Here is a 25,329-nt window from a genome sequence, read left to right as displayed (position 1 = left end):
TTCACAAACTGTCATTTGCGCAAGCTGGGGCTCAAGCGCAGCATATCCAGCCCGGTGTCGACCCATTTCTCGACATCGCCCAGCAGGTCGAAGCTTTCCGGCAGCAGCAACCAGCGCCCGATCAGGCCATCGACATAGGCGAAGATCGCCACGGCCGCCCGGTCGGTGTCCAGGTCGGCCGGCAACTGGCCACGGCGTACGGCATTGCCCATGGTCAGGGCGATGCCTTCGTGGCAATCGAGCACCGCGCCCTGGCGCTGCTGGCGAATCTCGCACATGTCATCGGTAAATTCGCACTTGTGGTGCAGGATTTCATTGATACGCCGGGTCCGGGCATCGAGCACCAGCTCGTTGAACACTTGCAGCAGGAGCTTGCGCATGCAACCAAGCGGGTCGAGTTCATCCTCGCTTTCACTGGCTCGGGCCAGGTGGTCATGGGTCTCGTGCAGGCTGTCGAGCAGCGCCTGCACCAGGTCGGCCTTGTTGCTGAAGTGCCAGTAGATCGCCCCGCGGGTCACCCCGGCGAGCTCGGCGATATCGGCCAGGGTGGTACGCGCGACACCGCGCTTGTAGAAGGCCCTTTCCGCCGCCTCGATGATCTGGGCGCGGGTTTCCTGGGCTTCCTCTTTGGTTCGACGGACCATGGCAGTACAACCTCATCAGGCCCCGCGCGCCCACGTGGCGGGCGGGAATCAGGCCGGGGGTCGCCTCTTTCAGGGCCTCACCCGGGTAAATGTGAGCGATCCGCGGTGGTCACTCACGACACACCTGCGGTATTTACAAACAACCATGAATGTAAGTATATTCCTTAGCAAGCTATTTATCCACCCGATAGCGTTTTTCTGACAAGACTCTTCCTTTATATTCTTGAGCTCCCCTGCTCCTGCGACCCGAGGATCCTCATGCAATTCAAGCCAGCCTTATCCGCCCTGGTTTCCGCCGTGGCTTTGGCAACCCTGCTCAGTGGCTGCAAGAAAGAAGAAGCAGCGCCCGCGCCACAGGCTCCTCAGGTCGGCGTCGTCACCGTGCAGCCGCAAGCCTTCACCCTCACCTCGGAACTGCCGGGGCGCACCAGCGCCTACCGTGTGGCCGAGGTACGGCCACAGGTCAACGGCATCATTCTCAAGCGCCTGTTCAAGGAAGGCAGTGACGTCAAGGAAGGGCAGCAGCTCTACCAGATCGACCCTGCCGTCTACGAGGCCAACCTGGCCAACGCCCAGGCCAACCTGCAGGCAACCCGCTCGCTGGCCGAACGCTACAAGCAGCTGATCGACGAACAAGCGGTGTCCAAGCAGGAATACGACGACGCCAATGCCAAACGATTGCAGGCCGAGGCCGCCCTCAAGAGCGCCCAGATCGACCTGCGCTACACCAAGGTGCTGGCGCCGATCAGTGGCCGCATCGGGCGCTCCGCATTCACCGAGGGCGCCCTGGTGAGCAATGGCCAGGCCAACGCCATGTCGACCATCCAGCAGCTCGACCCGATCTACGTCGACGTCACCCAGTCCACCGCCGAGCTGCTCAAGCTGCGCCGTGACCTGGAAAGCGGCCAGTTGCAGAAGGCCGGCGACAACGCCGCCCAGGTGCAGCTGGTGCTGGAGGATGGCAGCCTGTTCAAGCAGCAGGGCCGCCTGGAGTTCTCCGAGGTCGCAGTCGACGAGACCACCGGCTCGGTGACCCTGCGCGCAATCTTCCCCAACCCCGACCACACCCTGCTGCCCGGCATGTTCGTGCATGCGCGGCTCAAGGCCGGGGTCAATGCCAACGCCATCCTGGCCCCGCAACAGGGCGTGACCCGCGACCTCAAGGGCGCGCCGACCGCACTGGTGGTCAACCAGGAAAACAAGGTCGAACTGCGCCAGCTCAAGGCCAACCGTACCCTGGGCAGCGACTGGCTGATCGAGGAAGGCCTGAACCCGGGCGACCGTCTGATCACCGAAGGGCTGCAGTTCGTGCGCCCTGGTGTCGAAGTCAAGGTCAGCGAAGCCACCAACGTCAAGAAACCGGGCAGCCCCGATCAGGCCAGCGCGGCGAAAGCCGACGCCAAAGCGGAGTAAACCATGTCGAAGTTCTTTATCGATCGCCCGATCTTCGCCTGGGTGATCGCCCTGGTGATCATGCTGGTCGGCGCCTTGTCGATCCTGAAGCTGCCGATCAACCAGTACCCGAGCATCGCCCCGCCGGCCATCGCCATCGCCGTGACCTATCCGGGCGCCTCGGCGCAGACGGTGCAGGACACCGTGGTGCAGGTGATCGAGCAGCAGCTCAACGGTATCGACAACCTGCGCTATGTTTCCTCGGAAAGTAACTCCGACGGCAGCATGACCATCACCGCCACCTTCGAGCAGGGCACCAACGCCGACACGGCGCAGGTCCAGGTCCAGAACAAGCTGAACCTGGCCACCCCGTTGCTGCCGCAGGAAGTGCAACAGCAAGGTATCCGCGTCACCAAGGCAGTGAAGAACTTCCTGCTGGTGATCGGCCTGGTGTCCGAAGACGGCACCATGACCAAGGACGACCTGGCCAACTACATCGTCTCCAACATGCAGGACCCGATCTCGCGGACCGCCGGCGTGGGTGACTTCCAGGTGTTCGGTGCGCAGTACGCCATGCGTATCTGGCTCGATCCGGCCAAGCTGAACAAGTTCCAGCTGACCCCGGTCGACGTGCGCACCGCGGTGGCCGCGCAGAACGTGCAGGTGTCCTCCGGCCAGCTCGGCGGCCTGCCTGCCCTGCCGGGCACCCAGCTGAACGCCACGATCATCGGCAAGACCCGCCTGCAGACCGCCGAGCAGTTCGAGAAGATCCTGCTCAAGGTCAACGCCGACGGCTCCCAGGTGCGCCTGGGCGATGTCGCGCAGGTCGGCCTGGGCGGCGAGAACTACGCCATCAGCGCGCAGTACAACGGCTTCCCGGCCTCGGGCCTGGCGGTCAAGCTGGCCACCGGTGCCAACGCCCTGGATACCGCCAAGGCCCTGCGCCAGACCATCGCCGACCTCGAGCCGTTCTTCCCGCCAGGGGTCAAGGCGGTGTTCCCGTACGACACCACCCCGGTGGTCACCGAATCGATCAGTGGCGTGATCCATACCCTGATCGAGGCCGTGGTCCTGGTGTTCCTGGTGATGTACCTGTTCCTGCAGAACTTCCGCGCCACCATCATCACCACCATGACCGTCCCGGTGGTGTTGCTGGGGACCTTCGGCATCCTCGCCGCCGCCGGCTTCAGCATCAACACCCTGACCATGTTCGCCATGGTCCTGGCCATCGGCTTGCTGGTGGACGACGCCATCGTCGTGGTGGAGAACGTCGAGCGGGTGATGTCCGAGGAAGGGCTACCGCCCAAGGAAGCGACCAAGCGCTCCATGGAACAGATCCAGGGCGCCCTGGTGGGTATCGCCCTGGTGCTCTCGGCGGTACTGCTGCCGATGGCCTTCTTCGGCGGCTCGACCGGCGTGATCTACCGGCAGTTCTCGATCACCATCGTCTCGGCCATGGGCCTGTCGGTGCTGGTCGCGCTGATCTTCACCCCGGCCCTGTGCGCCACCATGCTCAAGCCGCTGAAGAAGGGCGAGCACCATGTGGCCAAGCGCGGCTTCTTCGGCTGGTTCAACCGCAACTTCGACCGCACCGTGGTGGGTTACGAGCGTAGCGTGGGCACCATCCTGCGCAACAAGATCCCGTTCCTGCTGGCCTATGCGCTGATCGTGGTCGGCATGATCTGGCTGTTCGCCCGCATTCCCACCGCGTTCCTTCCGGAAGAAGACCAGGGCGTGCTGTTCGCCCAGGTGCAGACCCCGGCCGGCTCCAGTGCCGAGCGCACCCAGGTGGTGGTCGACCAGATGCGCGAGTACCTGCTCAAGGACGAGGCCGACACCGTGTCTTCGGTGTTCACCGTCAACGGCTTCAACTTCGCCGGTCGCGGCCAGAGCTCGGGCATGGCGTTCATCATGCTCAAGCCATGGGGTGAGCGCTCGAAGGAGAACAGCGTGTTCGCCCTCGCCCAGCGTGCGCAGATGCACTTCTTCGGCTTCCGCGACGCGATGGTGTTCGCCTTCGCTCCGCCGGCGGTACTCGAGCTGGGTAACGCCACCGGCTTCGACGTGTTCCTCCAGGACCGCGCCGGTGTCGGCCACGAGAAGCTGATGGAAGCGCGCAACCAGTTCCTGGCCAAGGCCGCGCAGAGCAAGATCCTCAGCGCCGTGCGCCCGAACGGCCTGAACGACGAGCCGCAGTACCAGCTGACCATCGATGACGAACGTGCCAGCGCCCTGGGCGTGACCATCGCCGACATCAACAACACCCTGTCGATCGCCCTGGGCGGTAGCTACGTCAACGACTTCATCGACCGTGGCCGGGTCAAGAAGGTGTACATCCAGGGTGCGCCCAACGCCCGGATGAGCCCGGAAGACCTGCAGAAGTGGTACGTGCGCAACGGCGCCGGCGAAATGGTGCCGTTCTCCTCCTTCGCCAAGGGCCAATGGAGCTACGGCTCGCCGAAACTGTCGCGCTACAACGGTGTGGAAGCGGTCGAGATCCTCGGCACCCCGGCGCCTGGCTACAGTACCGGTGAAGCCATGGCCGAGGTCGAGCGCATCGCCGGCGAACTGCCAAGCGGCATCGGCTACTCCTGGACCGGCATGTCCTACGAGGAAAAACTCTCCGGCTCGCAGATGCCGGCGCTGTTCGCCCTCTCGGTACTGTTCGTGTTCCTCTGCCTGGCAGCGCTGTACGAAAGCTGGTCGATTCCGATCGCGGTGGTGCTGGTCGTGCCGCTGGGTATCATCGGTGCCTTGCTCGCCACCAGCCTGCGCGGGCTGTCCAACGACGTCTACTTCCTGGTCGGCCTGCTGACCACCATTGGCCTGGCGGCGAAGAACGCGATCCTGATCGTCGAATTCGCCAAGGAACTGCACGAGCAGGGCCGCAGCCTGTACGACGCGGCCATCGAGGCCTGCCGCATGCGTCTGCGCCCGATCATCATGACCTCGCTGGCGTTCATCCTCGGCGTGGTACCGTTGACCATCGCCAGCGGCGCCGGCGCCGGCAGCCAGCACGCCATCGGCACCGGGGTCATCGGCGGCATGATCAGTGCAACCGTACTGGCCATCTTCTGGGTACCGCTATTCTTCGTCGCAGTGTCGTCGCTGTTCGGCAGCAAAGAGCCGAAACAAGACGCCACCCCTGAAACTCCACGTTATGAGGCTGGGCAATGACCAAGTCTTTGTTGTCCCTTGCGGTAACCGCGTTCATTCTCGGCGGCTGCTCGCTGATCCCCGACTACCAGGCGCCGGAGGCGCCGGTAGCCGCGCAGTGGCCGCAAGGCCCTGCCTACTCGCCGACCGAGTCGGCCAACGTTGCCGCCGCCGAACAGGGCTGGCGCCAGTTCTTCCACGACCCGGCGCTGCAGCAACTGATCCAGACGTCGCTGGAAAACAACCGCGACCTGCGGGTGGCAGCGTTGAACATCGACGCCTACCGCGCTCAGTACCGCATCCAGCGCGCCGACCTGTTCCCGGCCGTGTCGGCCAATGGCAGCGGCAGCCGTCAACGGATGCCGGCGAACATGTCGCAGACCGGCCAGTCGAGCATTGCCAGCCAGTACTCGGCCACCTTGGGTGTCAGCGCCTATGAGCTGGACTTGTTCGGCCGCGTGCGCAGCTTGACCGAGCAGGCCCTGGAAACCTACCTGTCCAGCGAGCAGGCGCGCCGCTCCACGCAGATCAGCCTGGTGGCCAGCGTGGCCAACGCCTACTACACCTGGCAGGCCGACCAGGCGCTGTTCAAGCTGACCGAAGAGACGCTCAAGACCTACGAGGAAAGCTACAACCTGACCCGCCGCAGCAACGAGGTCGGCGTGGCCTCGGCGCTCGACGTCAGCCAGGCGCGCACCGCCGTGGAAGGTGCCCGGGTCAAGTACTCGCAGTACCAGCGCCTGGTGGCCCAGGACCTCAACAGCCTGACCGTGCTGGTCGGCACCGGCGTGCCGAGCAGCCTGCCCAAGCCGCTGGAGCTCGACGCCGACCAGTTGGCCGAAGTGCCGGCGGGGCTGCCGTCCGACATCCTGCAGCGCCGTCCCGACATCCAGGAGGCCGAGCACCTGCTCAAGGCCGCCAACGCCAACATCGGCGCGGCCCGCGCCGCGTTCTTCCCGAGCATCAGCCTGACCGCCAATGCCGGTACCCTGAGCCCGGACATGGGCGGCCTGTTCAAGGGTGGTTCGGGCACCTGGCTGTTCCAGCCGCAGATCAACCTGCCGATCTTCAACGCCGGCAGCCTGAGGGCGAGCCTGGACTACTCGAAGATCCAGAAGGACATCAACGTCGCCAAGTACGAAAAGACCATCCAGACCGCCTTCCAGGAAGTCGCCGATGGCCTGGCCGCACGCAAGACGTTCGAAGAGCAGTTGCAGGCGCAGCGTGACCTGGTGGCTGCCAACCAGGACTACTACCGCCTGGCCGAGCGCCGCTACCGCATCGGTATCGACAGCAACCTGACCTTCCTCGATGCCCAGCGCAACCTGTTCAGCGCCCAGCAGTCGCTGATCGGCGACCGCCTGTCGCAGCTGGTCAGCGAGGTAAACCTGTACAAGGCCCTCGGCGGCGGCTGGTACGAGCAGACCCAGCAGCAGGCCTCGATCCAGACGCCGAAAGGCTGATTGGTCTAGTAACAGCATCAAGCCCACCCTTGCGGTGGGTTTTTTATTTGCAGCCCTGTAGGAGCGGCCTTGTGTCGCGATAGGGGCGCGAAGCGGCCCCAGGATCAGCCTTCCTGCAGCATTGCCGGGGCTGCTTTGCAGCCCATTCGCGACACAAGGCCGCTCCTACACCCTCAGCACGCCCCTACATAGCGTTCGATAATCGCCCCGTTCCGCGTTCCACGAATTGCCTCGCCCCCACCCCGCCGCGCACCATCGCCCACGCAACGTTGCACAAGTTCTCTCTAAAGATGCCGACCCTGCGGCCCGTACCCGCAGCGCACAGGCTCGCCCAATAAAAACAAGAGATGCAACCGATGAGCACTTTGCACCCCGCACGCCAACTGCTGCCTGGCCTGTTGTCGCTGTCCTGCGCCCTGCCCGCCCTCGCCGCCGAAGGCGGTTTCGTGGAAGACGCCAAGGCCAGCCTCAACCTGCGCAACTTCTACATCAACCGCAACTTCGTCGACCCGACCAACCCCCAGGGCAAAGCCGAGGAATGGACCCAGAGCTTCATCCTCGATGCCCGCTCCGGTTTCACCCAGGGCACGGTCGGCTTCGGCGTGGACATTCTGGGGCTGTACTCGCTCAAGCTCGACGGCGGCAAGGGGACCGCCGGCACCCACCTGCTGCCGGTGCACGACGATGGCCGCCCCGCCGATGACTTCGGGCGCCTGGGCGTGGCGTTGAAGGCGCGCCTGTCGCAGACCGAGCTGAAAATCGGCGAATGGATGCCAGTGCTGCCGATCCTGCGCTCGGACGATGGCCGCTCGTTGCCGCAGACCTTTCGCGGTGGCCAGCTCACCTCAAAGGAGATCGACGGCCTGACCGTCTATGCCGGCCAGTTCCGTGGCAACAGCCCGCGCAATGACGCGAGCATGGAGGACCTGTTCATGCAGGGCCGCGCCGGTATCAGCGCCGACCGCTTCAACTTTGCCGGCGGCGAATACAGCTTCAACGACAAGCGCACGATGGTCGGCCTGTGGGATGCCCGGCTCAAGGACATCTACCGCCAGCAATACCTCAACCTGGTGCACAGCCAGCCGCTGGGCGACTGGACCCTGGGCGCCAACCTCGGGTACTTCACTGGCAAGGAAGACGGCAGCGAACGTGCCGGCAAGTTGGACAACCGCACCGCCTCGGCGATGCTCTCGGCGCGCTACCAGGGCCACACGTTCTATATCGGCCTGCAGAAGGTCAGTGGCGACGATGCCTGGATGCGGGTCAATGGCACCAGCGGCGGTACCCTGGCCAACGACAGCTACAACGCCAGTTTCGACAATGCCAAGGAGCGCTCCTGGCAACTGCGGCATGACTTCAACTTCGTCACCCTGGGCATTCCCGGGCTGACCTTGATGAACCGCTATATCAAGGGCGACAACGTGCACACCAGCGCCGTGGACGATGGCAAGGAATGGGCACGGGAAAGCGAGCTGGCCTATGTGATCCAGGCCGGGACGTTCAAGGACCTGTCGGTGAAATGGCGCAACTCGACCATGCGCCGGGATTTCAGCAGCAATGCGTTCGATGAGAACCGCTTGATCGTGAGTTACCCTTTGAACCTGCTGTAAACCGCTGGAAATACCCACGCAATCGTCGTAGGCGCCGGCGTAGCCGGTGCCATTCACCGCAGCGTCTGGTTCGCCAGCAAGGCTGGCTCCTACAGGTGTTGCAGGCCGTACGCGTTGTAGGAGCCGGCCTTGCCGGCGAACACCGGCGCAGCCGGTGCCATCCTCCGTGGCGCCTGGTTCGCCAGCAAGCTGGCTCCTACAGGTGTTGCAGGCCGTACGCGTTGTAGGAGCCGGCCTTGCCGGCGAACACCGGCGCAGCCGGTGCCATCCTCCGTGGCGCCTGGTTCGCCAGCAAGCTGGCTCCTACAGGTGTTGCAGGCCGTACGCGTTGTAGGAGCCGGCCTTGCCGGCGAACACCGGCACAGCCGGTGCCATCCACCGTGTTGCCTGGTTCGCCAGCAAGCGCCTACGAGCCCCATTAAATAACTAAAAGTATTAAAAACATGCAAAAACAAACATTGACGCTATATCAGGTAAACGCTAAAACCGAGCCTTGATCCCGCCCCAGAGCCCGAACATGGACCTGCGCCAACTGCGCTACTTCATCGCCCTCACCGAATACCGCAGTTTCGTTCGCGCCGCCGAGGCCATGGGCATCACCCAGCCCGCCTTCAGCCGGGCCATCCAGAACCTCGAGCAGACCTTCGGCTGCGCCCTGGTCGACCGCGCCAACAAGGCCCTGCCCCCCACCCCCGAAGGCCAAGTGGTGGTGCAACACGCCCGGCGCCTGGTCCAGGGCGCTGCCCAGTTGAACAACGAGGTGCTGCAAATGACCAAGCTCGATGCTGGCGAGCTGCATTTCGGCAGCGGCCCGGCCCTGGCGGTGCGCCTGGTGCCTGCAGCCCTGCGGCAATTCATCGAGCAGCGCCCGGGCATCCGCACCGCGCTGCTGGTGGACAATGCCGAACGCCTGGGCCAGGCCCTGCGCCGCGAGCAGATCGAATTCTTCGTCGACGACATCCGCCCGTTCGAGGCCGACCCCAACTTCCATACCGAAGCGCTCACCCCCCGCCCCGGCCTGTTCTTCTGCCGCCCCGGCCACCCGCTGCTGGCCAAGGACAGCCTGTCGACCAACGACCTGTTCGCCTACCCGCTGGCCAGCGCCCTGCTTGCCCCCGGGGTGCGCAAGCGCCTGGCCAACCTCAGCGGGCGCAGCGACTTCACCCCGCACCTGCAGACCGAGCACCTGGCGGTGCTGCGCAGCGTGGTCCTGGCCAGCGACGCCATCGGTGCCGCCAGCGAAGAGGCGGTGGCCGACGACCTGGCCAACGGCACCCTGGTGCGCCTGCACTGGCGCAACCTGCCGCCGGGGCTGGAAGTACTGAGCGTGCGCTGCGGGGTGATCAGCCGCAGCGGCTACCGCCTGAGCCCGGCGGCGCGAGCGATGATCGACACCCTGGTCAGCCTGGATGCCGCGCCAGCGCCCGCAAGCGAGGCGCATCGACGATCTCCACCTCGCCATAGCCCAGGCGCACCACACCGGACTGCTCGAGGTTCCTGAGGATCTGGTTGATGGTCTGGCGCGACAGCGACAGCATCAGCGCCAGTTGCTCCTGGGATACCTGCAAGCGCCATTGCGCGACATCGCGTTCGCCGTAGCCCTCGGCCATCTGCAGCAAGCGGTGGGCCAAGCGCGGCCCGGCGGCCAGCAGGCTCTGCTGCTCCAGGGCGACGAAAACCCAGCGCAGCTTGTGGCTCATCAGCAAAGCCAGCTCGCGCCAGTGCTGCGGCTCACGCGCCAGCCAGTCGAGCAGCGCGGCCTGGGGCAGCCACAACAGCCGGGTAGGGCCTTCGGCAAAGGCGTCATGGGTCCGCGGCTGGCCATCGAACAGGCTGATCTCGCCAAACCATTGCGCGGCTTCCACCAGGGTCAGCAGCGCCTCCTTGCCAGCGCTGCTGACCGCGCCGACACGCATCGCGCCTTCCAGCACCGCATACAGCCCGCAGGGCGCATCGCCGCGCTGGAACAGGCACTGCCCCGACCCCAGCACGCGGGGCCGGCCCAGGGCCAGCAGGCTATCCTGAACAGTAACCGGCAACTGGCGAAACCACTGGCCATGCAGCAATTGGGTACGCGGATCGTGCATGGCGCCTCGCAATGCGAACTCTGTCGGCCAGCCGACAGACGACGATGGATGAACCGGGGCAAGCTGCGCTCACCCCTGATGGAGGAACAACAATGAAAAACCTCGTCGAGCATTTGAGTCAATACGCGGCCTATCACCGCGACCCACGCAATATCGCCACGCATTTCATCGGCATTCCGCTGATCGTGCTGGCGGTGACCATCCTGCTGTCGCGCCCCGGCTGGGACCTGGCCGGGCTCTGGCTGTCACCGGCGTTGCTGCTGGCGGGCTGGTCGGTGTGGTTCTACCTGCGCCTGGACCTGCGCTTGGGCCTGGTGATGGGGCTGTTGCTGGGCCTGTGCCTGTGGGCCGGGCAAGCGCTGGCGGTGCAAGGCACCGGGCTGTGGCTGGCGGCCGGGCTGGGCGCATTCGTGGTGGGCTGGATCATCCAGTTCGTCGGCCACTGGTACGAAGGGCGCAAGCCGGCGTTCGTCGATGACCTCAGCGGGCTGATCATCGGGCCACTGTTCGTGGTGGCGGAGCTGGCGTTCATGCTCGGGCTGTGCCCTGAATTGAAAAAAGCCGTTGAGGCCAATGCCGGGCCGGTGGCCATCCGCCAGAAGAAAGCGGCGATCTGACCAGGGAAATGCTGGGGCGCCATCGCGACACAAGGCCGCTCCCACAGGCCTGTGCAAACCCTGTGGGAGCGGCCTTGTGTCGCGATGGGCTGCGCAGCAGCCCCGGCGATATCTCAAGTCACCTGGTGCGCGACTCCACCCCCAGCTCATCCCACACCGACTCGGCCAGGTGGAACGTGGCATTGGCCGCCGGTATCCCGCAATAGATCGCGCTGTGCATGATCACTTCCTTGATCTGCTCGCGGGTCACGCCGTTGTTGGCCGCGGCGCGCAGGTGCAGCTTGAGCTCGTCGTTGCGGTTCATGCCGATCAGCATGGCGATGGTGATCAGGCTGCGGGTATGCCTGGGCAAGCCGGGGCGGGTCCAGATATCGCCCCAGGCATGCCGGGTGATCATCTCCTGGAACTCGCCATTGAAGTCATTGAGCTTCTCCAGGCTGCGGTCCACATGGGCATCGCCCAGCACCGCGCGGCGCACTTGCATGCCGGCTTCGTAGCGTTGTTTCTCGTCCATGGTGTACTCCTCAACGGCTGCGCAGGAAATCGAGCACACGCCGGCTGAACGGCGCGCCGACCTCGACGTTGGACAGGTGCGCGGCGGTGAATTCGACGTACTCGGCCCCCAGGATACCGGCCTGCAAGAAACGACCATGCGCCGGGGTGGTCACCGCATCGGCACTGCCGGCGACGATCAGGGTCGGCAGCTGGATCTGCTTGAGCTGGTCACGCATATCGGCGTCGCGCACCGCAGCGCAGTTGGCCGCGTAGCCCTCGGGCGCGGTTTGCGCCAGCATCTGGCAGATGCGCTGGGCTGCGGCCGGCTGCGCCTGGGCGAATGCCGGGGTGAACCAGCGGGCGATGGAGGCATCACGTAGCGCGTGCATGGCCTGACAGCCGCCCTTGAGCACGGTATCGATGCGGCTGTTCCACACCTGGTCACTGCCGATCTTCGCCGCCGTGTTGCACAAGGTCAGGCTGAGCAGGCGATTGCCCGCGTGGATACCCAGCCACTGGCCAATCAGGCCGCCCATGGACAGGCCGATGAAGTGGGCCTTGTCGATATCCAGGGCATCGAGCAGGGCCAGCACATCACCGCCCAATTGCTCGATGCTGTAGGGGCCCGCGCTGACCAGCGAGCCGCCATGGCCGCGGGTGTCATAGCGCAGCAACCGAAAGTGCTCGGCCCACTCCGGCACTTGCGCATCCCACATGTGCAGATCGGTCCCCAGCGAGTTGGACAACACCAGCACTGGGGCAGCGGCCGGTCCATCGAGTTGGTAATGCAGTACGCCATCGGCCAGTTGCACGTGCGCCACAGCGGTCTCCTTCAGGCAGTGAAACGTTGATGCTCGGCCACCGCGCGCGCCACCCAGACGCGGGCCTGGCCGAGGTAATGGGCAGGGTCGAGCAGGCGGTCGAGCTCTTCAGCGGACAGCTCGGCGCTGACCTGTGGCTCGTCGCCGAGCACCGCGCGCAAGTGCCGCTGCTCGGCCACCGCACGCTGGCAGCAATGTTCCAGCAGATGATGGGCGCGATCGCGGCCCAGGCGCTGGGCCAGGACGATGCTCACCGCTTCGGCGAGCACCAGCCCCTGGGTCAGGTCGAGGTTGTGGCGCATGCGCGCGGCATCCACCTGCATGCCTTCGGCGATCACCTGGGCCTGGTGCAGCGCACCGGAAACCAGGCAGCAGATCGCCGGCAAGGTTTCCCACTCGGCGTGCCACAGGCCGAGGCTGCGCTCATGCTCCTGGGGCATGGCGCTGTACAGCGTCGACAGCAGCCCCGGCACCCGGGTAGCGGCGGCGATCAGTACCGCCGCACCCACCGGGTTGCGCTTGTGCGGCATGGTCGAGGAGCCGCCCTTGCCCGGCGCGCCGGGCTCGTACAGCTCGCCGGCCTCGGTCTGCATCAGCAGGCTGACATCCCGGCCGAACTTGCCCAGGCTGCCGGCGATCAGGCCCAGCACCGCAGCGAACTCCACCAGCCGGTCACGCTGGGTGTGCCAGGGTTGCTCGGGCAGTGCCAGGCGCAACTGCCCGGCCAGCGCCTCGGCCACCGGCAATGCCTTGCTGCCCAGGGCCGCCAGGCTGCCGGAAGCGCCGCCGAACTGCAGCACCAGCAAGCGCGGACGCAAGGCCTTGAGCCGCTCGCGATGGCGGGTCAGCGCCCCCAGCACACTGGCCAGCTTCATGCCCAGCGTCACCGGCGTGGCGTGCTGCAACCAGGTACGCCCGACCAAGGGCGTATCGGCATGCTGCAAGGCCTGGCGGGCCAGGGTGTCGGCCAGCCTGGCCAGGTCGTTCTCGATCAGCGCCAGGGCCTCGCGCAACTGCAGCACCAGCCCGCTGTCCATCGCATCCTGGCTGGTTGCCCCCAGGTGCACATAGCGTTCGGCCTCGGGCACGCCGCTGGCGACCACCTTGCCCAGGGCCTTGACCAGCGGAATCGCCGAATTGCCGGCCACGGCGATGGCATCGGCCAGGGCCCGCACCTCGTAGCGCTCGGCCTTGCAGGCCGCCTCGATGGCCATCGCCGCGGTGTGCGGCACCAACCCGACGCTGGCCTCGGCGCGGGCCAGGGCCGCCTCGAAATCGAGCATGCCTTGCAGCCGGCCGCGGTCGGAGAACACCTCGCCCATGGCCGGGGCGGTGAAGTAGGCATCGAACAGGTGGTGGCTCATGCAACGTCCTTAGTGGTCATGGTGCAGGTACGCCGCCTGCTTCGGCAGGCGCAGGCTGAACAGGAAGGCCACGGCCATCATGGCCGTCACGTACCAGTAGAAGGTGTTCTCCATCCCCAGGGTTTTCAAGCCCAGGGCCACGTACTCGGCCGAACCGCCGAACACCGCGTTGGCCACCGCGTAGGCCAGGCCGACGCCCAGCGCGCGCACCTGCGGCGGGAACATCTCGGCCTTCACCAGGCCGCTGATCGAGGTGTAGAAACTGACGATGCACAATGCCAGGCTCACCAGCACGAAGGCCAGCAACGGGCTGCTCACGGTCTTCAGCGCCATCAGCAACGGCACGGTGAAAAGCGTGCCCAGGGCGCCGAACAGCAGCATCGAATTGCGCCGGCCGATCCGGTCGGAGAGCATGCCGAACAGCGGCTGCAAAACCATGAACAGGAACAGCGCGCCGGTCATCACGAAACTGGCGCTCTTGGCGTTCATGCCGGCGGTGTTGACCAGGTATTTCTGCATGTAGGTGGTGAAGGTGTAGAAGATCAGCGAACCGCCGGCGGTATAACCCAGCACCGTGACGAAAGCCGCGGCGTGATTGCGAAACAGCCCGCTGATGGTGCCGGCGTCCTTGTCCTGGCGCGTCTCGGCGCTGCTGGTTTCCTTCAGCGAGCGGCGCAGCATCAGCGAAATCAGCGCGGCGATGGCCCCGACCACGAACGGGATGCGCCAGCCGTAGGCGCGCAGTTCATCCTCGCTGAGCAGTTGCTGCAGGATCACCACCACCAGCACCGCCAGCAACTGGCCGCCGATCAAGGTGACGTACTGGAACGAGGCGAAGAACCCGCGCTGGCCACGCAGCGCCACTTCGCTCATGTAGGTAGCCGTGGTGCCATACTCGCCGCCCACCGACAGGCCCTGGATCAGCCGCGCCAGCAGCAGCAAGGCCGGCGCCCAGGCGCCGATGCTGGCATAGGTGGGCAGGCAGGCGATGATCAGCGAGCCGCCGCACATCATCAGCACCGAGATCATCAGCGAGTTCTTGCGCCCGTGGCGGTCGGCCAGGCGGCCGAAGATCCAGCCACCGATGGGCCGCATCAGAAAGCCCGCGGCGAATACCCCGGCGGTGTTGAGCAGTTGTACCGTGGGGTCGTCGGAGGGGAAGAACGCCGGGGCGAAGTAGATGGCGCAGAAGGCATAGACATAGAAGTCGAACCACTCCACCAGGTTGCCCGACGACGCGCCGACGATGGCGAAGATGCGCTTGCTGCGTTCTTCACCGGTGTAATAACTGGAAGTCATGGTGTTTTTACTCCTGGGAGGTCACTGCACAGTCTAGACATACCCAGTAACAAACTCGTTCCGCTACCGGACACCAAGCGTTGCAGCAGCGGCCTTGTGGCGCGAAAGGGGCCTGCAGCGGCCCCAGGATCGCGATTTATCGGAGATTGCTGGGGCTGCTGCGCAGCCCTATCGCGACGCAAGGCCGCTCCTACAGGGCCGCGCGCCACGTCAAACCCGCTCGATGGCCAGCGCCAAGCCTTGGCCAACCCCGACGCACATGGTCGCCAAGCCCTTGCGCCCACCGCTGCGCTCCAACTGGTGCAACGCCGTCAGCACCAGGCGCGCCCCGCTCATCCCCAGCGGGTGGCCCAAGGCAATCGCCCCACCGTTGGGATTGACCTGCGGCGCATCGTCGGCCAGGCCCAGCTCGCGCAACACCGCCAGGCCCTGGCTGGCGAACGCCTCGTTGAGCTCGATGACATCGAAGTCGCTCAGCGCCAGGCCCAGCCGCTCGGTCAGCTTGCGCACCGCCGGCACCGGGCCGATGCCCATCAGCCGCGGCGCCACCCCGGCGCTGGCCATGCCCAGAACCCGCGCGCGGGGCGTCAGGCCATGGCGCTTCACGGCCTCGGCCGACGCCAGGATCAGCGCGGCGGCGCCGTCGTTCACCCCCGAGGCATTGCCGGCGGTAACCGTCTTGTCCGGCCCGTTCACCGGTTTGAGCTTGCCCAAGGCTTGCAAGGTGGTATCCGGGCGCAGGTGCTCGTCCTCGGTAACCACGGTCTCGCCTTTCTTGTGGGCGATACGCACCGGCACGATCTCTTCGGCGAAAAAGCCTGCCGCCTGTGCCGCGGCGGCCTTCTGCTGGCTGCGCAGGGCAAAGTCATCCTGGTCGGCGCGCGACACCTGGTAGTCGTCGGCGACGTTGTCGGCGGTCTCGGGCATCGCATCCACCCCGTACTGCGCCTTCATCAACGGATTGACAAAACGCCAGCCAATGGTCGTGTCCTCCAGCTTCATGCTGCGCGAGTAGCCGCTCTCGGCCTTGCCCATGACGAACGGTGCGCGGGACATCGACTCGACGCCACCGGCAATGGCCAACTCCATCTCGCCACTGGCGATGGCACGGAAGGCGGTGCCGATGGCGTCCATGCCCGAGGCGCACAGGCGGTTGAGGGTCACGCCGGCAACGCCCTGTGGCAGGCCGGCCAGCAGCAACGCCATGCGCGCCACGTTGCGGTTGTCCTCGCCGGCCTGGTTGGCGCAGCCGAGGAACACTTCGTCGAGCAGTTGCCATTGGACGTGCGGGTTGCGCTCGATCAGGGCCTTGAGTGGCACCGCCGCCAGGTCGTCGGCACGCACGCTGGCCAGGGCCCCGCCGAAACGGCCGATGGGGGTGCGGATAGCGTCGCAGATGAAAACGTCACGCATCAGGCTTCTCCTGCCATCTGGCCATGGGCGGCGGCGGTACGCGCCTCGAGGTCGCGCAGCGCCGACAGCTCCACTGCGCTCGGCGCGGGGGTTTCGACCACGCTGTCGGCGAAACGGATCGGCCAGCCGGTGGCAGCGACAATCTGTTCGCGGCTCACCCCCGGGTGGATCGAAGTGACCACGAACTCGTAGGTCCCCTGCTCCGGCGTCATGATGCACAGGTCGGTGATGATGCCCACCGGCCCTTCACCGGGCAGGCCCAGGCGCTTGCGCGAGTCGCCGCCCTCGCCATGGCCGACCGAGGTGATGAAGTCGAGTTTGTCGACAAAGGCCCGCGTCGACTGCTTGAGGATGATCAGCACCTGCCTGGCCGAACCGGCGATCTCTGGCGCACCGCCCGCCCCGGGCAGGCGGGTCTTGGGCGCATGGTAGTCGCCGACCACGGTGGTGTTGATATTGCCGAAACGGTCGACCTGGGCGGCGCCGAGAAAGCCCACGTCGATGCGCCCGCCTTGCAGCCAGTAGCGGAAGATCTCGCCGGTCGGCACCACGGTGTCGGCGGTCTCGGCCAGTTCGCCATCGCCGATCGACAGCGGCAGCACGCTGGGCTTGGCGCCGATCGGACCGGATTCGTAGATCAGCACCACATCGGGCGACGACGTCAGCCGCGCCAGGTTGGCGGCCTTGGACGGCAGGCCGATGCCGACGAAGCACACCGCGCCATTGCGCAGGCGGCGGGCGGCAGCGACGGTCATCATTTCGGCGGTGGAATAGTTCATTGCGCGGCCTCCGCGGTGCTGGCCAACCTGGCCTGGAATTCAGTGAAGTCGGCGGTGCCGCGGATATAAGTATCGATCCACCCGCTGAACGCCTCGCGGTCGCGGGCGATCGGGTCCCAGGCCTGGTAGAAGCGATTGTCGCGTTCGTAGTAGCCGTGGGCGTAGGACGGGTGGGCGCCACCGGGCACCAGGCACACCGCGCTCAAGGCCCAGGTCGGCAACACGCAGGCGTTCATCGGCGCGTTCAGGTCGTCGACGATTTCCTCGACGGTGACGATGCAGCGCTTGGCGGCCAATGCCGCTTCCTTCTGCACGCCCAGGATGCCCCACAACAGCACGTTGCCCTTGCGGTCGGCCTTTTGCGCGTGGATCACGGTGACGTCCGGGCGCAACGAGGGCACCGCGGCGAGTACCTCGCCGGTGAACGGGCAGGTCACCGACTTGATCAGCGGGTTGACCTTCGGCAGGTCGGAGCCGGCGTAGGCACGCAGCACGGCGAACGGCAGGCCGGAGGCGCCAGCGACATAGGCGTTGGCCAGGTCGGCGTGGCTGTGTTCCTCGATCTCGATGGCGTGCGGCCAGTGCTTCTCCACGGCATCGCGCAGGCGGTGCAGCGAGCCGACTCCGGGGTTGCCCCCCCAGGAGAAGACCAGCTTGCGCGCGCAGCCGGCGCCGATCAGCTGGTCGTAGATCAGGTCCGGGGTCATGCGCACCAGGGTCAGGTCGCGCTTGCCCTGGCGGATGATTTCGTGGCCGGCGGCACTGGGGATCAGGTGGGTGAAGCCCTCGAGGGCGACGCTGTCGCCGTCGTGGACAAACTGCTTCACAGCCTCGTGAAGCGAGAGGATTGCTGCCATTGGAGACTCCTGGTCAGGTCGAGTCGGGTCAGTGAGCAGCGGGCCGATGCTGCGCTGCGATGGGCCCAGATTAAGGAAGCCGGCAGGGGCAAACAATCCGATAATCGCACTTATGTTCGATTATCGAACCATTTGTCAGCTTCAGCTCCGTAGGCCTCAGCACGCCTGCAGCTCAGGTAGCATCCGCGTGGCTTACCAGCCCTTTGACCACCACCCCCACGGCCGCCAGGGCCGCCGGCACCAGCAGCGCCGTCAGCACCTGCTCGAAGTTCCAGCCTAGCCCCAGCAGCGTCGCCCCGCTCCAGGCCCCCAGGATCGCGCCGAAGCGGCCAATACCGAGCATCCACGAGACGCCCGTGGCCCGCCCCTGGGTCGGGTAGAACCGCGCCGCCAGCGATGGCATCGCCGATTGCGCGCCGTTCACGCACATGCCCGCGACCAGCACCAGGGTCGCCAGCAAGGTGATGTTGCCCAGGCTCTGCCCCACCGCGTAGGCGAACACGCCGGCCAGCAGGTAGAAGAGGCCGATCACCTTGTGCGGATTGAAGCGGTCCATCGCCCAGCCCACCGCCACCGCGCTGAGCACGCCTCCGAACTGGAACAGCGCGCCGATGAATGCCGCCTGCTCCATGCTGGCGCCACTGTCGCGCATCAGCGTCGGCAGCCAGCTGGTCAGCAGGTAGACGATCACCAGGCCCATGAAGTAGGTCAGCCACAGCAGCAGGGTGCCCACTCCATAGGTACCCGAGAAGATCACCGCGAACACGTTGCGCGCCGCCACGGCCTTTTGCTCCGGCACACTGAAGCTCGCCGCCTTGGCCACCAGCGCCGGGGCGATCGGCGCCAGGGTCTTGCGCACCTTGTCGCTGCCACGGTTGCGCACCACCAGGAACCGCGCCGACTCCGGCAACCAGACCAGCAACACCAGCGCCAGCAGCAACGGCAACACGCCGCCGATCACCAGCAGGCTGTGCCAGCCGTAGGCCGGGATCAGCTTGGCGGAAATGAACCCGCCGCCGGCCATCCCCAGGTTGAAACCGCAGAACATGCTGGTCACCAGCAGCGACTTGAGCCGCTCGGGGGTGTACTCGGACAGCAGCGTGGTGGCATTGGGCATGCCAGCCCCCAGGCCCAGCCCGGTGAGAAACCGCAGCACCAGCAACTGCTCGACATTGTTCGCGTAAGCCGAGGCCAGGCTGAACCCGCCGAACACCAGCACCGCTCCCACCAGCACGCCCTTGCGCCCGAAGCGGTCGGCCAGCGGGCCAGAACCCAATGCGCCGAACACCATGCCGATCAACGCGGCGCTCATCACCGGGCCCAGGCTGGCACGGTCGATCCCCCACTCCTGGGACAGCGCCGGGGCGATGAAGCCCATGGCGGCGGTATCCAGGCCGTCGAGGAAAACGATCAGGAAGCACAGGATCACCACCCGCCACTGGTAGCGAGACAAGGGCTGGGCATTGATCAAGGACTGCACGTCGAGGCAGTGGCCGACGGCGGATTGCGGTTTGTTCATTATTGTTATCCGGAAGGTAGGCGCAGGCACGCTACTGCGCATGAGCCATGCACAGCAACAGGAGACAACGGATAGCGCGGCGAGAAATTAGCCGGAATGCAACTGCGACAGCGAAGGGAGCATATTCATGGGGGTGCCCTCGGGCCTGTTGTTATTGTCCGGTCGGCGCAGCCGACGTGTGCGACAGACATTAATCAGCAGGCTGGGGCGGTGCAATTCGCCGCAGGCGACACTGTGCGTTTATCGCACAGGATCTTGTTGATGCACTAGCGGTAGGCGCCGCGGTGGATGGCACCGGCCGTGCCGGTGTTCGCCGGCAAGCCGGCTCCTACACGTTTGCGGCGTACCCCGCCCCGTAGGAGCCAGCTTGCTGGCGAACCAGGCGCTGCGGTGGATGGCACCGGCCGTGCCGGTGTTCGCCGGCAAGCCGGCTCCTACACGTTTGCGGCGTACCCCGCCCCGTAGGAGGAGCCAGCTTGCTGGCGATCCAGGCGCCGCGGTGGATGGCACCGGCCGTGCCGGTGTTCGCCGGCAAGCCGGCTCCTCCACCGGTCACGGCCTGCCATACCTGTAGGAGCCAGCCTTGCTGGCGAAGCAGGCAGCGCGGTAGAGGCCGGCTCCTGCAACTCAACCAAACAACTGGTGGCACAGATCCCGGCTGGCTGCCAGCAGGATCGGCAGGAACCGCTGCTCCAACTCGCCACGGCTGACCCGGCCTACATGGGTACTCACATTCAACGCCGCCAGCACCTGCCCCGAGGCGTCGTAGATAGGCACGGCAATCGAGCGCAGCCCCTGCTCCAGCTCCTGGTCGACCACGCACCAACCCTGCTCGCGCACCTGCTGGATACAGGCCAGCAGCGATTGCGCATCGTGCAGCGTGCGGCTGGTCCGCGCCTTCAGGTCGGCGCGCTCCAGGTACTCGTGCAGGCTGGCATCGTCCAGCGCCGCCAACAGGATGCGCCCCATCGACGTGCAATAGGCCGGTAGCCGTCCACCCACCGACAGGTCGACCGAGATCAACCGCTCCACCGTGGCCGAGCGCGCTATGTAAAGGATGTCGTCGCCTTCCAGGGTGGCCATGTTGGCCGCCTCGTGCAGTTGGTCGCTGATGCGGTCCAGGTAGGGCTGCGCCGAAACCGCCAACGGTGTCGAGGACAGGTAGGCATGCCCCAGGGTCAGCACCTTGGGCAGCAATGAATAGGTGCGACCGTCGGTGGTGGCATAGCCAAGCTTCATCAGCGTGTGCAGGCAACGCCGTACCGCCGCCCGGGGGATTTCCGTGCGGTGGCTGATCTGGGCGATGGTCAGGTGGCGTTTGCGTTCCTGGAAGGCCTGGATCACCGCCAGGCCACGGGCCAGGGAGGTCATGAAATCCGGGTCGCCGGTGAATGCCTGGATACGTTTGGCCGCCGAGGCCACGATCGGCGGCGCCAGGGCCGACACACTGCTGCGCGCTGGCTCGTTCGGCACCGGGCCGGAGGTTTCATCGTTCATGGGGCTTGCCTCAAGAAAACGGTAGCTTGTGCGATTATCGAACGAACGGCCGATAATCGCAATTGACCGCTGACACTTTTGCTTATACCTTTCCCCATGCCACGTGTGGCTTCTTTGGAGAGACTGGTCAGGTACCCACCGCAGAAGTCCCAGGCAACGGCCTCGCCCACCCGCGAGGCCGTTTTCATTTCTGCCAGCCAATGTCGAACTTGCCGCGCCGTGGGTTTGAACTTTCGTGGTAGCGCACGGGCCTGTTATTCATTCATAACTCGTGTCAGGGCCTGGTAAAGAACGATAGCCTTCGAGTTGCCGATTGCTATAATCGACTTCGCGGGCTGTACAGTTGCCAATCGGCTGCAACCCGCAGACTTTCGTTGCTTGCACCCCACTTGCACACGCTCCAGGCGTGGCAGGCCCGATAGCGAACCCTGGCACTCACGCAAAGTTGCCTTCGACGCCAACACGGCCGTGTTCGCGCAACAACGATGTATCCGCACGGGCGCGATACCCGCACATTGATTGTGTACTTGTTTGCCCGCGCCACACTTCAACCTATTCAGGTATCAACTGTGACGAAAGAAGAACTGCGCGCGGAACTCGAGCGCCAGGCTGAACGTTACAAGGATGTTTACGGTGGTGAAGTCACCACCTATGCCGCACAACCGGAGCCAGAACGCAAACCTTGGCGCAAACGCGCCAGCATCCGCGACCAGGCCTTCGCCCAGGAACTGGAGAAGATGGAAAAGGACCTGCGCCAGGACGAGCAGTGAGCGCGGATGATCTCATCGCGCCATCGGCCACGGGCCCTTGGCGTGAGGCATCATTGCAAAATCGCCTTGGGTGAAATGGAATTACACAAATTTCATACAAGCGTTTGAAGTGCGAGCGATATTTTACTTTCGCTCCATTTCATTGATTTTCAAGATAATTAGCCGATTTTCAGGCTGTTTTTTTGCCTCATCGATTGCCTTTTCGCGCGGCAACGGCCAGATGCACGGCAGCCATCGGTCTGCGGCAGGTGCATCGATTGCCATGGTTTTCTGGCATAATCCGCCCCCCCTAAGACCGCCAGACAACCTTCATGATCGATTTATTCAGCGGACTGGATGCCTGGGTCGTCGTGAGCCTGATGCTCGCTCTGACCTTCGTGCTCGCATTCGAGTTCATCAATGGCTTTCATGACACCGCCAACGCGGTAGCCACTGTCATCTATACCAAAGCCATGCCGCCACACCTGGCCGTATTCTTCTCCGGTGTGTTCAACTTCCTCGGAGTCCTGCTGGGCGGCGTCGGGGTGGCCTATGCCATCGTCCACCTGCTGCCGGTGGAACTGCTGATCAACGTGAACACCGGCCACGGCCTGGCCATGGTCTTCTCGCTGCTGGCCGCGGCCATCACCTGGAACCTGGGCACCTGGTACTTCGGCATCCCGGCCTCCAGCTCGCACACCCTGATCGGCTCGATCCTCGGCGTGGGCCTGGCCAATGCCGTGCTCAGCGACATCCCCCTGGGTGACGGCGTCAACTGGCAGAAGGCGATCGACATCGCCCTGTCGCTGGTGGTCTCGCCCATGGCCGGCTTCGCCGTCGCCGCACTGGTGCTGCTCGGCCTGAAGTGGTGGCGCCCGCTGTCGAAGATGCACAAAACCCCGGACCAGCGCCGCAAGCTCGACGACAAGAAGCACCCGCCGTTCTGGAACCGCCTGGTGCTGGTGATCTCGGCCATGGGCGTGAGCTTCGTGCACGGCTCCAACGACGGCCAGAAAGGCATCGGCCTGATCATGCTGGTGCTGATCGGTATCGTCCCGGCCAAGTTCGTGCTCGACCTGAACAGCACCACCTACCAGATCGAGCGAACCCGCGACGCCACCCTGCACATGAGCCAGTTCTACCAGCGCAACGCCGCCACCCTCGGCGAGTTCCTGGCCCTGGGCAAGGCCAAGTCGAACGACCTGCCGGAGCAGTTCAGCTGCAACCCGCAACAGACCGAGCCGACCATCGCCGCACTGCAATCGTCGCTGGCCGGTGTGACCGACTACCGCGACCTGAGCGCCGACAAGCGCGTCGAAGTGCGCCGCTACCTGCTGTGCCTGGACGACACGGCGAAGAAGGTCGGCAAGCTGCCAGGCCTGGAAGCCCGTGAAAAGGCCGACCTGGAGAAACTGCGCAAGGACCTGACCGCCACCACCGAATATGCCCCGTTCTGGGTGATCGTGGCCGTCGCCCTGGCCCTGGGCCTGGGTACCATGGTCGGCTGGAAGCGCGTGGTGCTGACCGTCGGCGAAAAAATCGGCAAGCAGGGCATGACCTATGCCCAGGGCATGTCGGCGCAGATCACCGCGGCCTGCGCCATCGGCATGGCCAACATCTTCAGCCTGCCGGTGTCCACCACCCACGTCCTGTCGTCGGGTGTGGCCGGTACCATGGTCGCCAACAAGAGCGGCCTGCAAGGCGGCACCGTGAAGACCATCCTGCTGGCCTGGGTGCTGACCCTGCCGGCGTCGATGGGCCTGGCGGCCGGCCTGTTCTGGCTGGCGTCCAAGGCCATTGGCTGAGTGACACCGCAGTGGAAAAAGGCGCCTTCGGGCGCCTTTTTCGTTCATCCAGGTTGCGCAGGCGCCTGGCATACCTGCGTGGACTCTTCAATCTGGCTGGGCGCCTGTGGCAGCGGCTTGAGCCGCGAACACCGACGCAGCCAGTGCCCGCCATCGTGTCGCCTGGTTCGCCAGCAAGGCTGGCTCCTACAGGAAATGCGCATGGATCGGAACTGGCATGCGCCCTAGCGCTTCTTGCCCCCCAGCAACGACCCCATCAGCCCGCGCACCAACTGCCGGCCCAACTGGTTGGCCGCCTGGCGCACCGCCGACTTGATCGCCTGCCCCGCGGCACTCTGCAGGAACTCGCCGGCCTTGTCGGCAAAGCTGTCCTCGTCAGCCTTGGGCTGCGGTACCGGCTCCACCGGCTCGCCCTTGCGCTGGGTCAGCAGTTCGTAGGCCGACTCGCGATCGATCGGCTTGTCATAACGCCCGGCCAGGGGTGACGCCGCGATCAACGCACTGCGCTCGACCGCGCTCAACGGCCCGATGCGTGACTGCGGCGGCGCGATCAGCACCCGCTGGACCATGGCCGGGGTGCCCTTTTCTTCCAGGGTGCCGACCAGCGCCTCGCCGATGCCCAACTCGGTGAGCACCGCCAGGCTGTCGAACGCCGGGTTCGGCCGGAACCCATCGGCCACGGCGCGCAGCGACTTCTGCTCCTTGGCCGTGAACGCGCGCAGGCCATGCTGAATGCGCAGGCCCAGCTGCGCCAGCACGGCATCCGGCAAGTCGCCCGGCGACTGGGTGACGAAGTACACCCCCACGCCCTTGGAGCGGATCAGCCGCACCACTTGCTCCAGGCGATCCTGCAAGGCCTTGGGCGTGCCGTTGAACAGCAGGTGCGCCTCGTCGAAGAACAGTGCCAGCACCGGTTTGTCGGCGTCGCCCCGTTCGGGCAGTTGCTCGAACAGCTCGGCCAGCAGCCAGAGCAGGAAGGTCGCGTAGACCTTGGGCGCATCGTGCACCAGGCGACTGGCGTCGAGCAGGTGGATACGCCCGCGGCCATCGCCATCCAGGCGCAGCAGGTCTTCGAGCTGCAGCGCCGGCTCGCCGAACAGCGCCTCGGCGCCTTGCTGCTCCAGGGTCGCCAGGCGGCGCAGCAAGGCCTGGGTCGACGCGCTGGTCATCAGCGCGCTGTCCTCGCCGAGCAACTGCGGGTTGTCCTTCAGGTGGGCGAGCAAGGCCTTGAGGTCTTTGAGGTCGAGCAGCAGCAGGCCTTCGCGGTCCGCCACCTTGAACGCGGCGTACAACGCCGCCTGCTGGCTGTCGGTCAACTCCAGCAGGTTGCCCAGCAACAGCGGGCCCATCTCGCTCAGGGTGGTACGCAGCGGGTGCCCGGTCTGCCCGGCAACATCCCACAAGCTGACCGGATAGGCCTGGGGCCGATAGTTCAGCCAGGGCATGCCGGCAATGCGCTCGGCCACCTTGCCTTGGGGCGCACCGGCCGCACCCAGGCCGCACAGGTCGCCCTTGACGTCGGCGGCGAACACCGCGACGCCGGCATCGCTGAACAGCTCGGCCAGGTGCTGCAAGGTGACGGTCTTGCCGGTACCGGTCGCCCCCGCCACCAGGCCGTGGCGGTTGGCCAGACGCATGGCCTGGGTTACCGGTTGGCCATCAGGGCCTGCTCCTACAATCATTTGCGAAGAATCTGACATCTTCATCCTTCCCCTGCTCAAGTTCTGTCACATATGTGCCGATATTTCGAAATGATTCTCCT

Annotated in this window: 20 protein-coding genes; 8 read left to right on the top strand and 12 right to left on the bottom strand. The window is 65.5% G+C overall.

Annotated features, from left to right (window positions below; translation table 11 throughout):
* Positions 1-11: 11 nt before the first annotated feature.
* Positions 12-644, bottom strand: coding sequence for a TetR family transcriptional regulator (locus tag KSS95_RS08180; RefSeq protein WP_217853168.1), 633 nt, complete (start codon positions 642-644; stop codon positions 12-14).
* Between the two features lie 258 nt (positions 645-902).
* Between KSS95_RS08180 and ttgA the strand changes: the two genes are divergently transcribed.
* The 5 genes from ttgA to KSS95_RS08155 all read left to right on the top strand — a co-directional run bounded on the left by ttgA (position 903) and on the right by KSS95_RS08155 (position 9,766).
* A complete protein-coding gene (ttgA, locus tag KSS95_RS08175) occupies positions 903-2,057 on the top strand; it encodes a toluene efflux RND transporter periplasmic adaptor subunit TtgA (protein WP_217853166.1) in 1,155 nt (384 codons plus the stop codon).
* Positions 2,058-2,060: 3 nt separating this feature from the next.
* Positions 2,061-5,213: a multidrug efflux RND transporter permease subunit TtgB gene (gene ttgB, locus KSS95_RS08170; protein ID WP_217853165.1), complete on the top strand. Its 3,153-nt coding sequence runs from the start codon at positions 2,061-2,063 to the stop codon at positions 5,211-5,213.
* A complete protein-coding gene (locus KSS95_RS08165; RefSeq protein ID WP_217853163.1) occupies positions 5,210-6,655 on the top strand; it encodes an AdeC/AdeK/OprM family multidrug efflux complex outer membrane factor in 1,446 nt (481 codons plus the stop codon). Before ttgB ends, KSS95_RS08165 begins: the two co-directional genes overlap by 4 nt.
* A gap of 356 nt (positions 6,656-7,011) precedes the next feature.
* Positions 7,012-8,265, top strand: coding sequence for an OprD family porin (locus KSS95_RS08160; RefSeq protein WP_217853161.1), 1,254 nt, complete (start codon positions 7,012-7,014; stop codon positions 8,263-8,265).
* Positions 8,266-8,782: 517 nt separating this feature from the next.
* Complete coding sequence (locus KSS95_RS08155; RefSeq protein WP_217853159.1) at positions 8,783-9,766, top strand: LysR family transcriptional regulator; 984 nt, start codon at positions 8,783-8,785, stop codon at positions 9,764-9,766.
* Here KSS95_RS08155 and KSS95_RS08150 read toward each other — a convergent pair.
* A complete protein-coding gene (locus KSS95_RS08150; protein ID WP_217853158.1) occupies positions 9,666-10,352 on the bottom strand; it encodes a Crp/Fnr family transcriptional regulator in 687 nt (228 codons plus the stop codon). The two genes, KSS95_RS08155 and KSS95_RS08150, sit on opposite strands and share 101 nt — an antisense overlap.
* Positions 10,353-10,444: 92 nt before the next feature.
* On the opposite strand from KSS95_RS08150, the gene KSS95_RS08145 reads away from it, so the two are divergent.
* Positions 10,445-10,969: an Mpo1 family 2-hydroxy fatty acid dioxygenase gene (locus KSS95_RS08145; RefSeq protein WP_217853156.1), complete on the top strand. Its 525-nt coding sequence runs from the start codon at positions 10,445-10,447 to the stop codon at positions 10,967-10,969.
* A gap of 118 nt (positions 10,970-11,087) precedes the next feature.
* Here KSS95_RS08145 and pcaC read toward each other — a convergent pair whose 3' ends face one another.
* The 9 genes from pcaC to pcaR all read right to left on the bottom strand — a co-directional run bounded on the left by pcaC (position 11,088) and on the right by pcaR (position 21,013).
* A complete protein-coding gene (gene pcaC / locus KSS95_RS08140; protein ID WP_217853154.1) occupies positions 11,088-11,483 on the bottom strand; it encodes a 4-carboxymuconolactone decarboxylase in 396 nt (131 codons plus the stop codon).
* 10 nt (positions 11,484-11,493) lie between these two features.
* Positions 11,494-12,285, bottom strand: a complete 792-nt coding sequence (gene pcaD / locus KSS95_RS08135; protein WP_217853153.1) for a 3-oxoadipate enol-lactonase — start codon at positions 12,283-12,285, stop codon at positions 11,494-11,496.
* Positions 12,286-12,296: 11 nt separating this feature from the next.
* Positions 12,297-13,649 (bottom strand): 3-carboxy-cis,cis-muconate cycloisomerase, encoded by a 1,353-nt coding sequence (locus tag KSS95_RS08130; protein ID WP_217853151.1) that lies wholly within the window; start codon positions 13,647-13,649, stop codon positions 12,297-12,299.
* A gap of 9 nt (positions 13,650-13,658) precedes the next feature.
* The gene (locus tag KSS95_RS08125) at positions 13,659-14,948 is read right to left on the bottom strand and encodes an MFS family transporter (RefSeq protein WP_217853149.1); all 1,290 of its coding nucleotides are present in this window, start codon (positions 14,946-14,948) and stop codon (positions 13,659-13,661) included.
* 210 nt (positions 14,949-15,158) lie between these two features.
* A complete protein-coding gene (gene pcaF / locus KSS95_RS08120) occupies positions 15,159-16,364 on the bottom strand; it encodes a 3-oxoadipyl-CoA thiolase (protein ID WP_217853948.1) in 1,206 nt (401 codons plus the stop codon).
* On the bottom strand, positions 16,361-17,140 hold the full coding sequence (locus KSS95_RS08115; RefSeq protein WP_217853148.1) for a CoA-transferase subunit beta: 780 nt from the start codon (positions 17,138-17,140) through the stop codon (positions 16,361-16,363). The genes pcaF and KSS95_RS08115 overlap by 4 nt, the downstream gene beginning before the upstream one ends.
* Positions 17,137-17,997 (bottom strand): CoA transferase subunit A, encoded by an 861-nt coding sequence (locus tag KSS95_RS08110; protein WP_217853146.1) that lies wholly within the window; start codon positions 17,995-17,997, stop codon positions 17,137-17,139. Before KSS95_RS08110 ends, KSS95_RS08115 begins: the two co-directional genes overlap by 4 nt.
* A 172-nt stretch (positions 17,998-18,169) precedes the next feature.
* Positions 18,170-19,516, bottom strand: coding sequence for a 4-hydroxybenzoate transporter PcaK (pcaK, locus tag KSS95_RS08105; protein ID WP_217853144.1), 1,347 nt, complete (start codon positions 19,514-19,516; stop codon positions 18,170-18,172).
* A 627-nt stretch (positions 19,517-20,143) separates the two neighbouring features.
* Positions 20,144-21,013 carry a pca regulon transcriptional regulator PcaR gene (gene pcaR, locus KSS95_RS08100; protein ID WP_217853142.1) on the bottom strand — a complete coding sequence of 290 codons (870 nt, stop codon included), beginning with the start codon at positions 21,011-21,013 and terminating at the stop codon, positions 20,144-20,146.
* 569 nt (positions 21,014-21,582) lie between these two features.
* Between pcaR and KSS95_RS08095 the strand changes: the two genes are divergently transcribed.
* Together KSS95_RS08095 and KSS95_RS08090 are read left to right on the top strand one after the other, a co-directional pair.
* Entirely contained in the window at positions 21,583-21,783 is a 201-nt protein-coding gene (locus KSS95_RS08095) for a hypothetical protein (protein WP_134691492.1), read from the top strand.
* Between the two features lie 311 nt (positions 21,784-22,094).
* Positions 22,095-23,567, top strand: coding sequence for an inorganic phosphate transporter (locus KSS95_RS08090; protein ID WP_217853140.1), 1,473 nt, complete (start codon positions 22,095-22,097; stop codon positions 23,565-23,567).
* A gap of 224 nt (positions 23,568-23,791) precedes the next feature.
* On the opposite strand, the gene KSS95_RS08085 is transcribed toward KSS95_RS08090, so the two are convergent.
* Positions 23,792-25,267: a helicase HerA-like domain-containing protein gene (locus tag KSS95_RS08085; protein WP_217853138.1), complete on the bottom strand. Its 1,476-nt coding sequence runs from the start codon at positions 25,265-25,267 to the stop codon at positions 23,792-23,794.
* Positions 25,268-25,329: the final 62 nt, after the last annotated feature.

The organism is Pseudomonas muyukensis (genome assembly GCF_019139535.1).
GTDB classification, from domain to species: Bacteria; Pseudomonadota; Gammaproteobacteria; order Pseudomonadales; family Pseudomonadaceae; genus Aquipseudomonas; species Aquipseudomonas muyukensis.
The sequence above is the reverse complement of the archived record's forward strand: the minus strand, read 5'-3'. Positions and strand labels throughout refer to the sequence as shown.

What these genes read in the sequence shown, in the direction of transcription:
- KSS95_RS08110 (WP_217853146.1), bottom strand. Translation starts at nt 17,997, where the DNA reads ATGGCAGCAATCCTCTCGCTTCACGAGGCTGTGAAGCAGTTTGTCCAC.
- KSS95_RS08180 (WP_217853168.1), bottom strand. Translation starts at nt 644, where the DNA reads ATGGTCCGTCGAACCAAAGAGGAAGCCCAGGAAACCCGCGCCCAGATC.
- pcaK (WP_217853144.1), bottom strand. Translation starts at nt 19,516, where the DNA reads ATGAACAAACCGCAATCCGCCGTCGGCCACTGCCTCGACGTGCAGTCC.
- KSS95_RS08090 (WP_217853140.1), top strand. Translation starts at nt 22,095, where the DNA reads ATGATCGATTTATTCAGCGGACTGGATGCCTGGGTCGTCGTGAGCCTG.
- KSS95_RS08150 (WP_217853158.1), bottom strand. Translation starts at nt 10,352, where the DNA reads ATGCACGATCCGCGTACCCAATTGCTGCATGGCCAGTGGTTTCGCCAG.
- pcaR (WP_217853142.1), bottom strand. Translation starts at nt 21,013, where the DNA reads ATGAACGATGAAACCTCCGGCCCGGTGCCGAACGAGCCAGCGCGCAGC.
- KSS95_RS08165 (WP_217853163.1), top strand. Translation starts at nt 5,210, where the DNA reads ATGACCAAGTCTTTGTTGTCCCTTGCGGTAACCGCGTTCATTCTCGGC.
- ttgB (WP_217853165.1), top strand. Translation starts at nt 2,061, where the DNA reads ATGTCGAAGTTCTTTATCGATCGCCCGATCTTCGCCTGGGTGATCGCC.
- pcaC (WP_217853154.1), bottom strand. Translation starts at nt 11,483, where the DNA reads ATGGACGAGAAACAACGCTACGAAGCCGGCATGCAAGTGCGCCGCGCG.
- KSS95_RS08125 (WP_217853149.1), bottom strand. Translation starts at nt 14,948, where the DNA reads ATGACTTCCAGTTATTACACCGGTGAAGAACGCAGCAAGCGCATCTTC.
- KSS95_RS08085 (WP_217853138.1), bottom strand. Translation starts at nt 25,267, where the DNA reads ATGTCAGATTCTTCGCAAATGATTGTAGGAGCAGGCCCTGATGGCCAA.
- KSS95_RS08145 (WP_217853156.1), top strand. Translation starts at nt 10,445, where the DNA reads ATGAAAAACCTCGTCGAGCATTTGAGTCAATACGCGGCCTATCACCGC.
- KSS95_RS08130 (WP_217853151.1), bottom strand. Translation starts at nt 13,649, where the DNA reads ATGAGCCACCACCTGTTCGATGCCTACTTCACCGCCCCGGCCATGGGC.
- KSS95_RS08115 (WP_217853148.1), bottom strand. Translation starts at nt 17,140, where the DNA reads ATGAACTATTCCACCGCCGAAATGATGACCGTCGCTGCCGCCCGCCGC.
- ttgA (WP_217853166.1), top strand. Translation starts at nt 903, where the DNA reads ATGCAATTCAAGCCAGCCTTATCCGCCCTGGTTTCCGCCGTGGCTTTG.
- KSS95_RS08155 (WP_217853159.1), top strand. Translation starts at nt 8,783, where the DNA reads ATGGACCTGCGCCAACTGCGCTACTTCATCGCCCTCACCGAATACCGC.
- KSS95_RS08160 (WP_217853161.1), top strand. Translation starts at nt 7,012, where the DNA reads ATGAGCACTTTGCACCCCGCACGCCAACTGCTGCCTGGCCTGTTGTCG.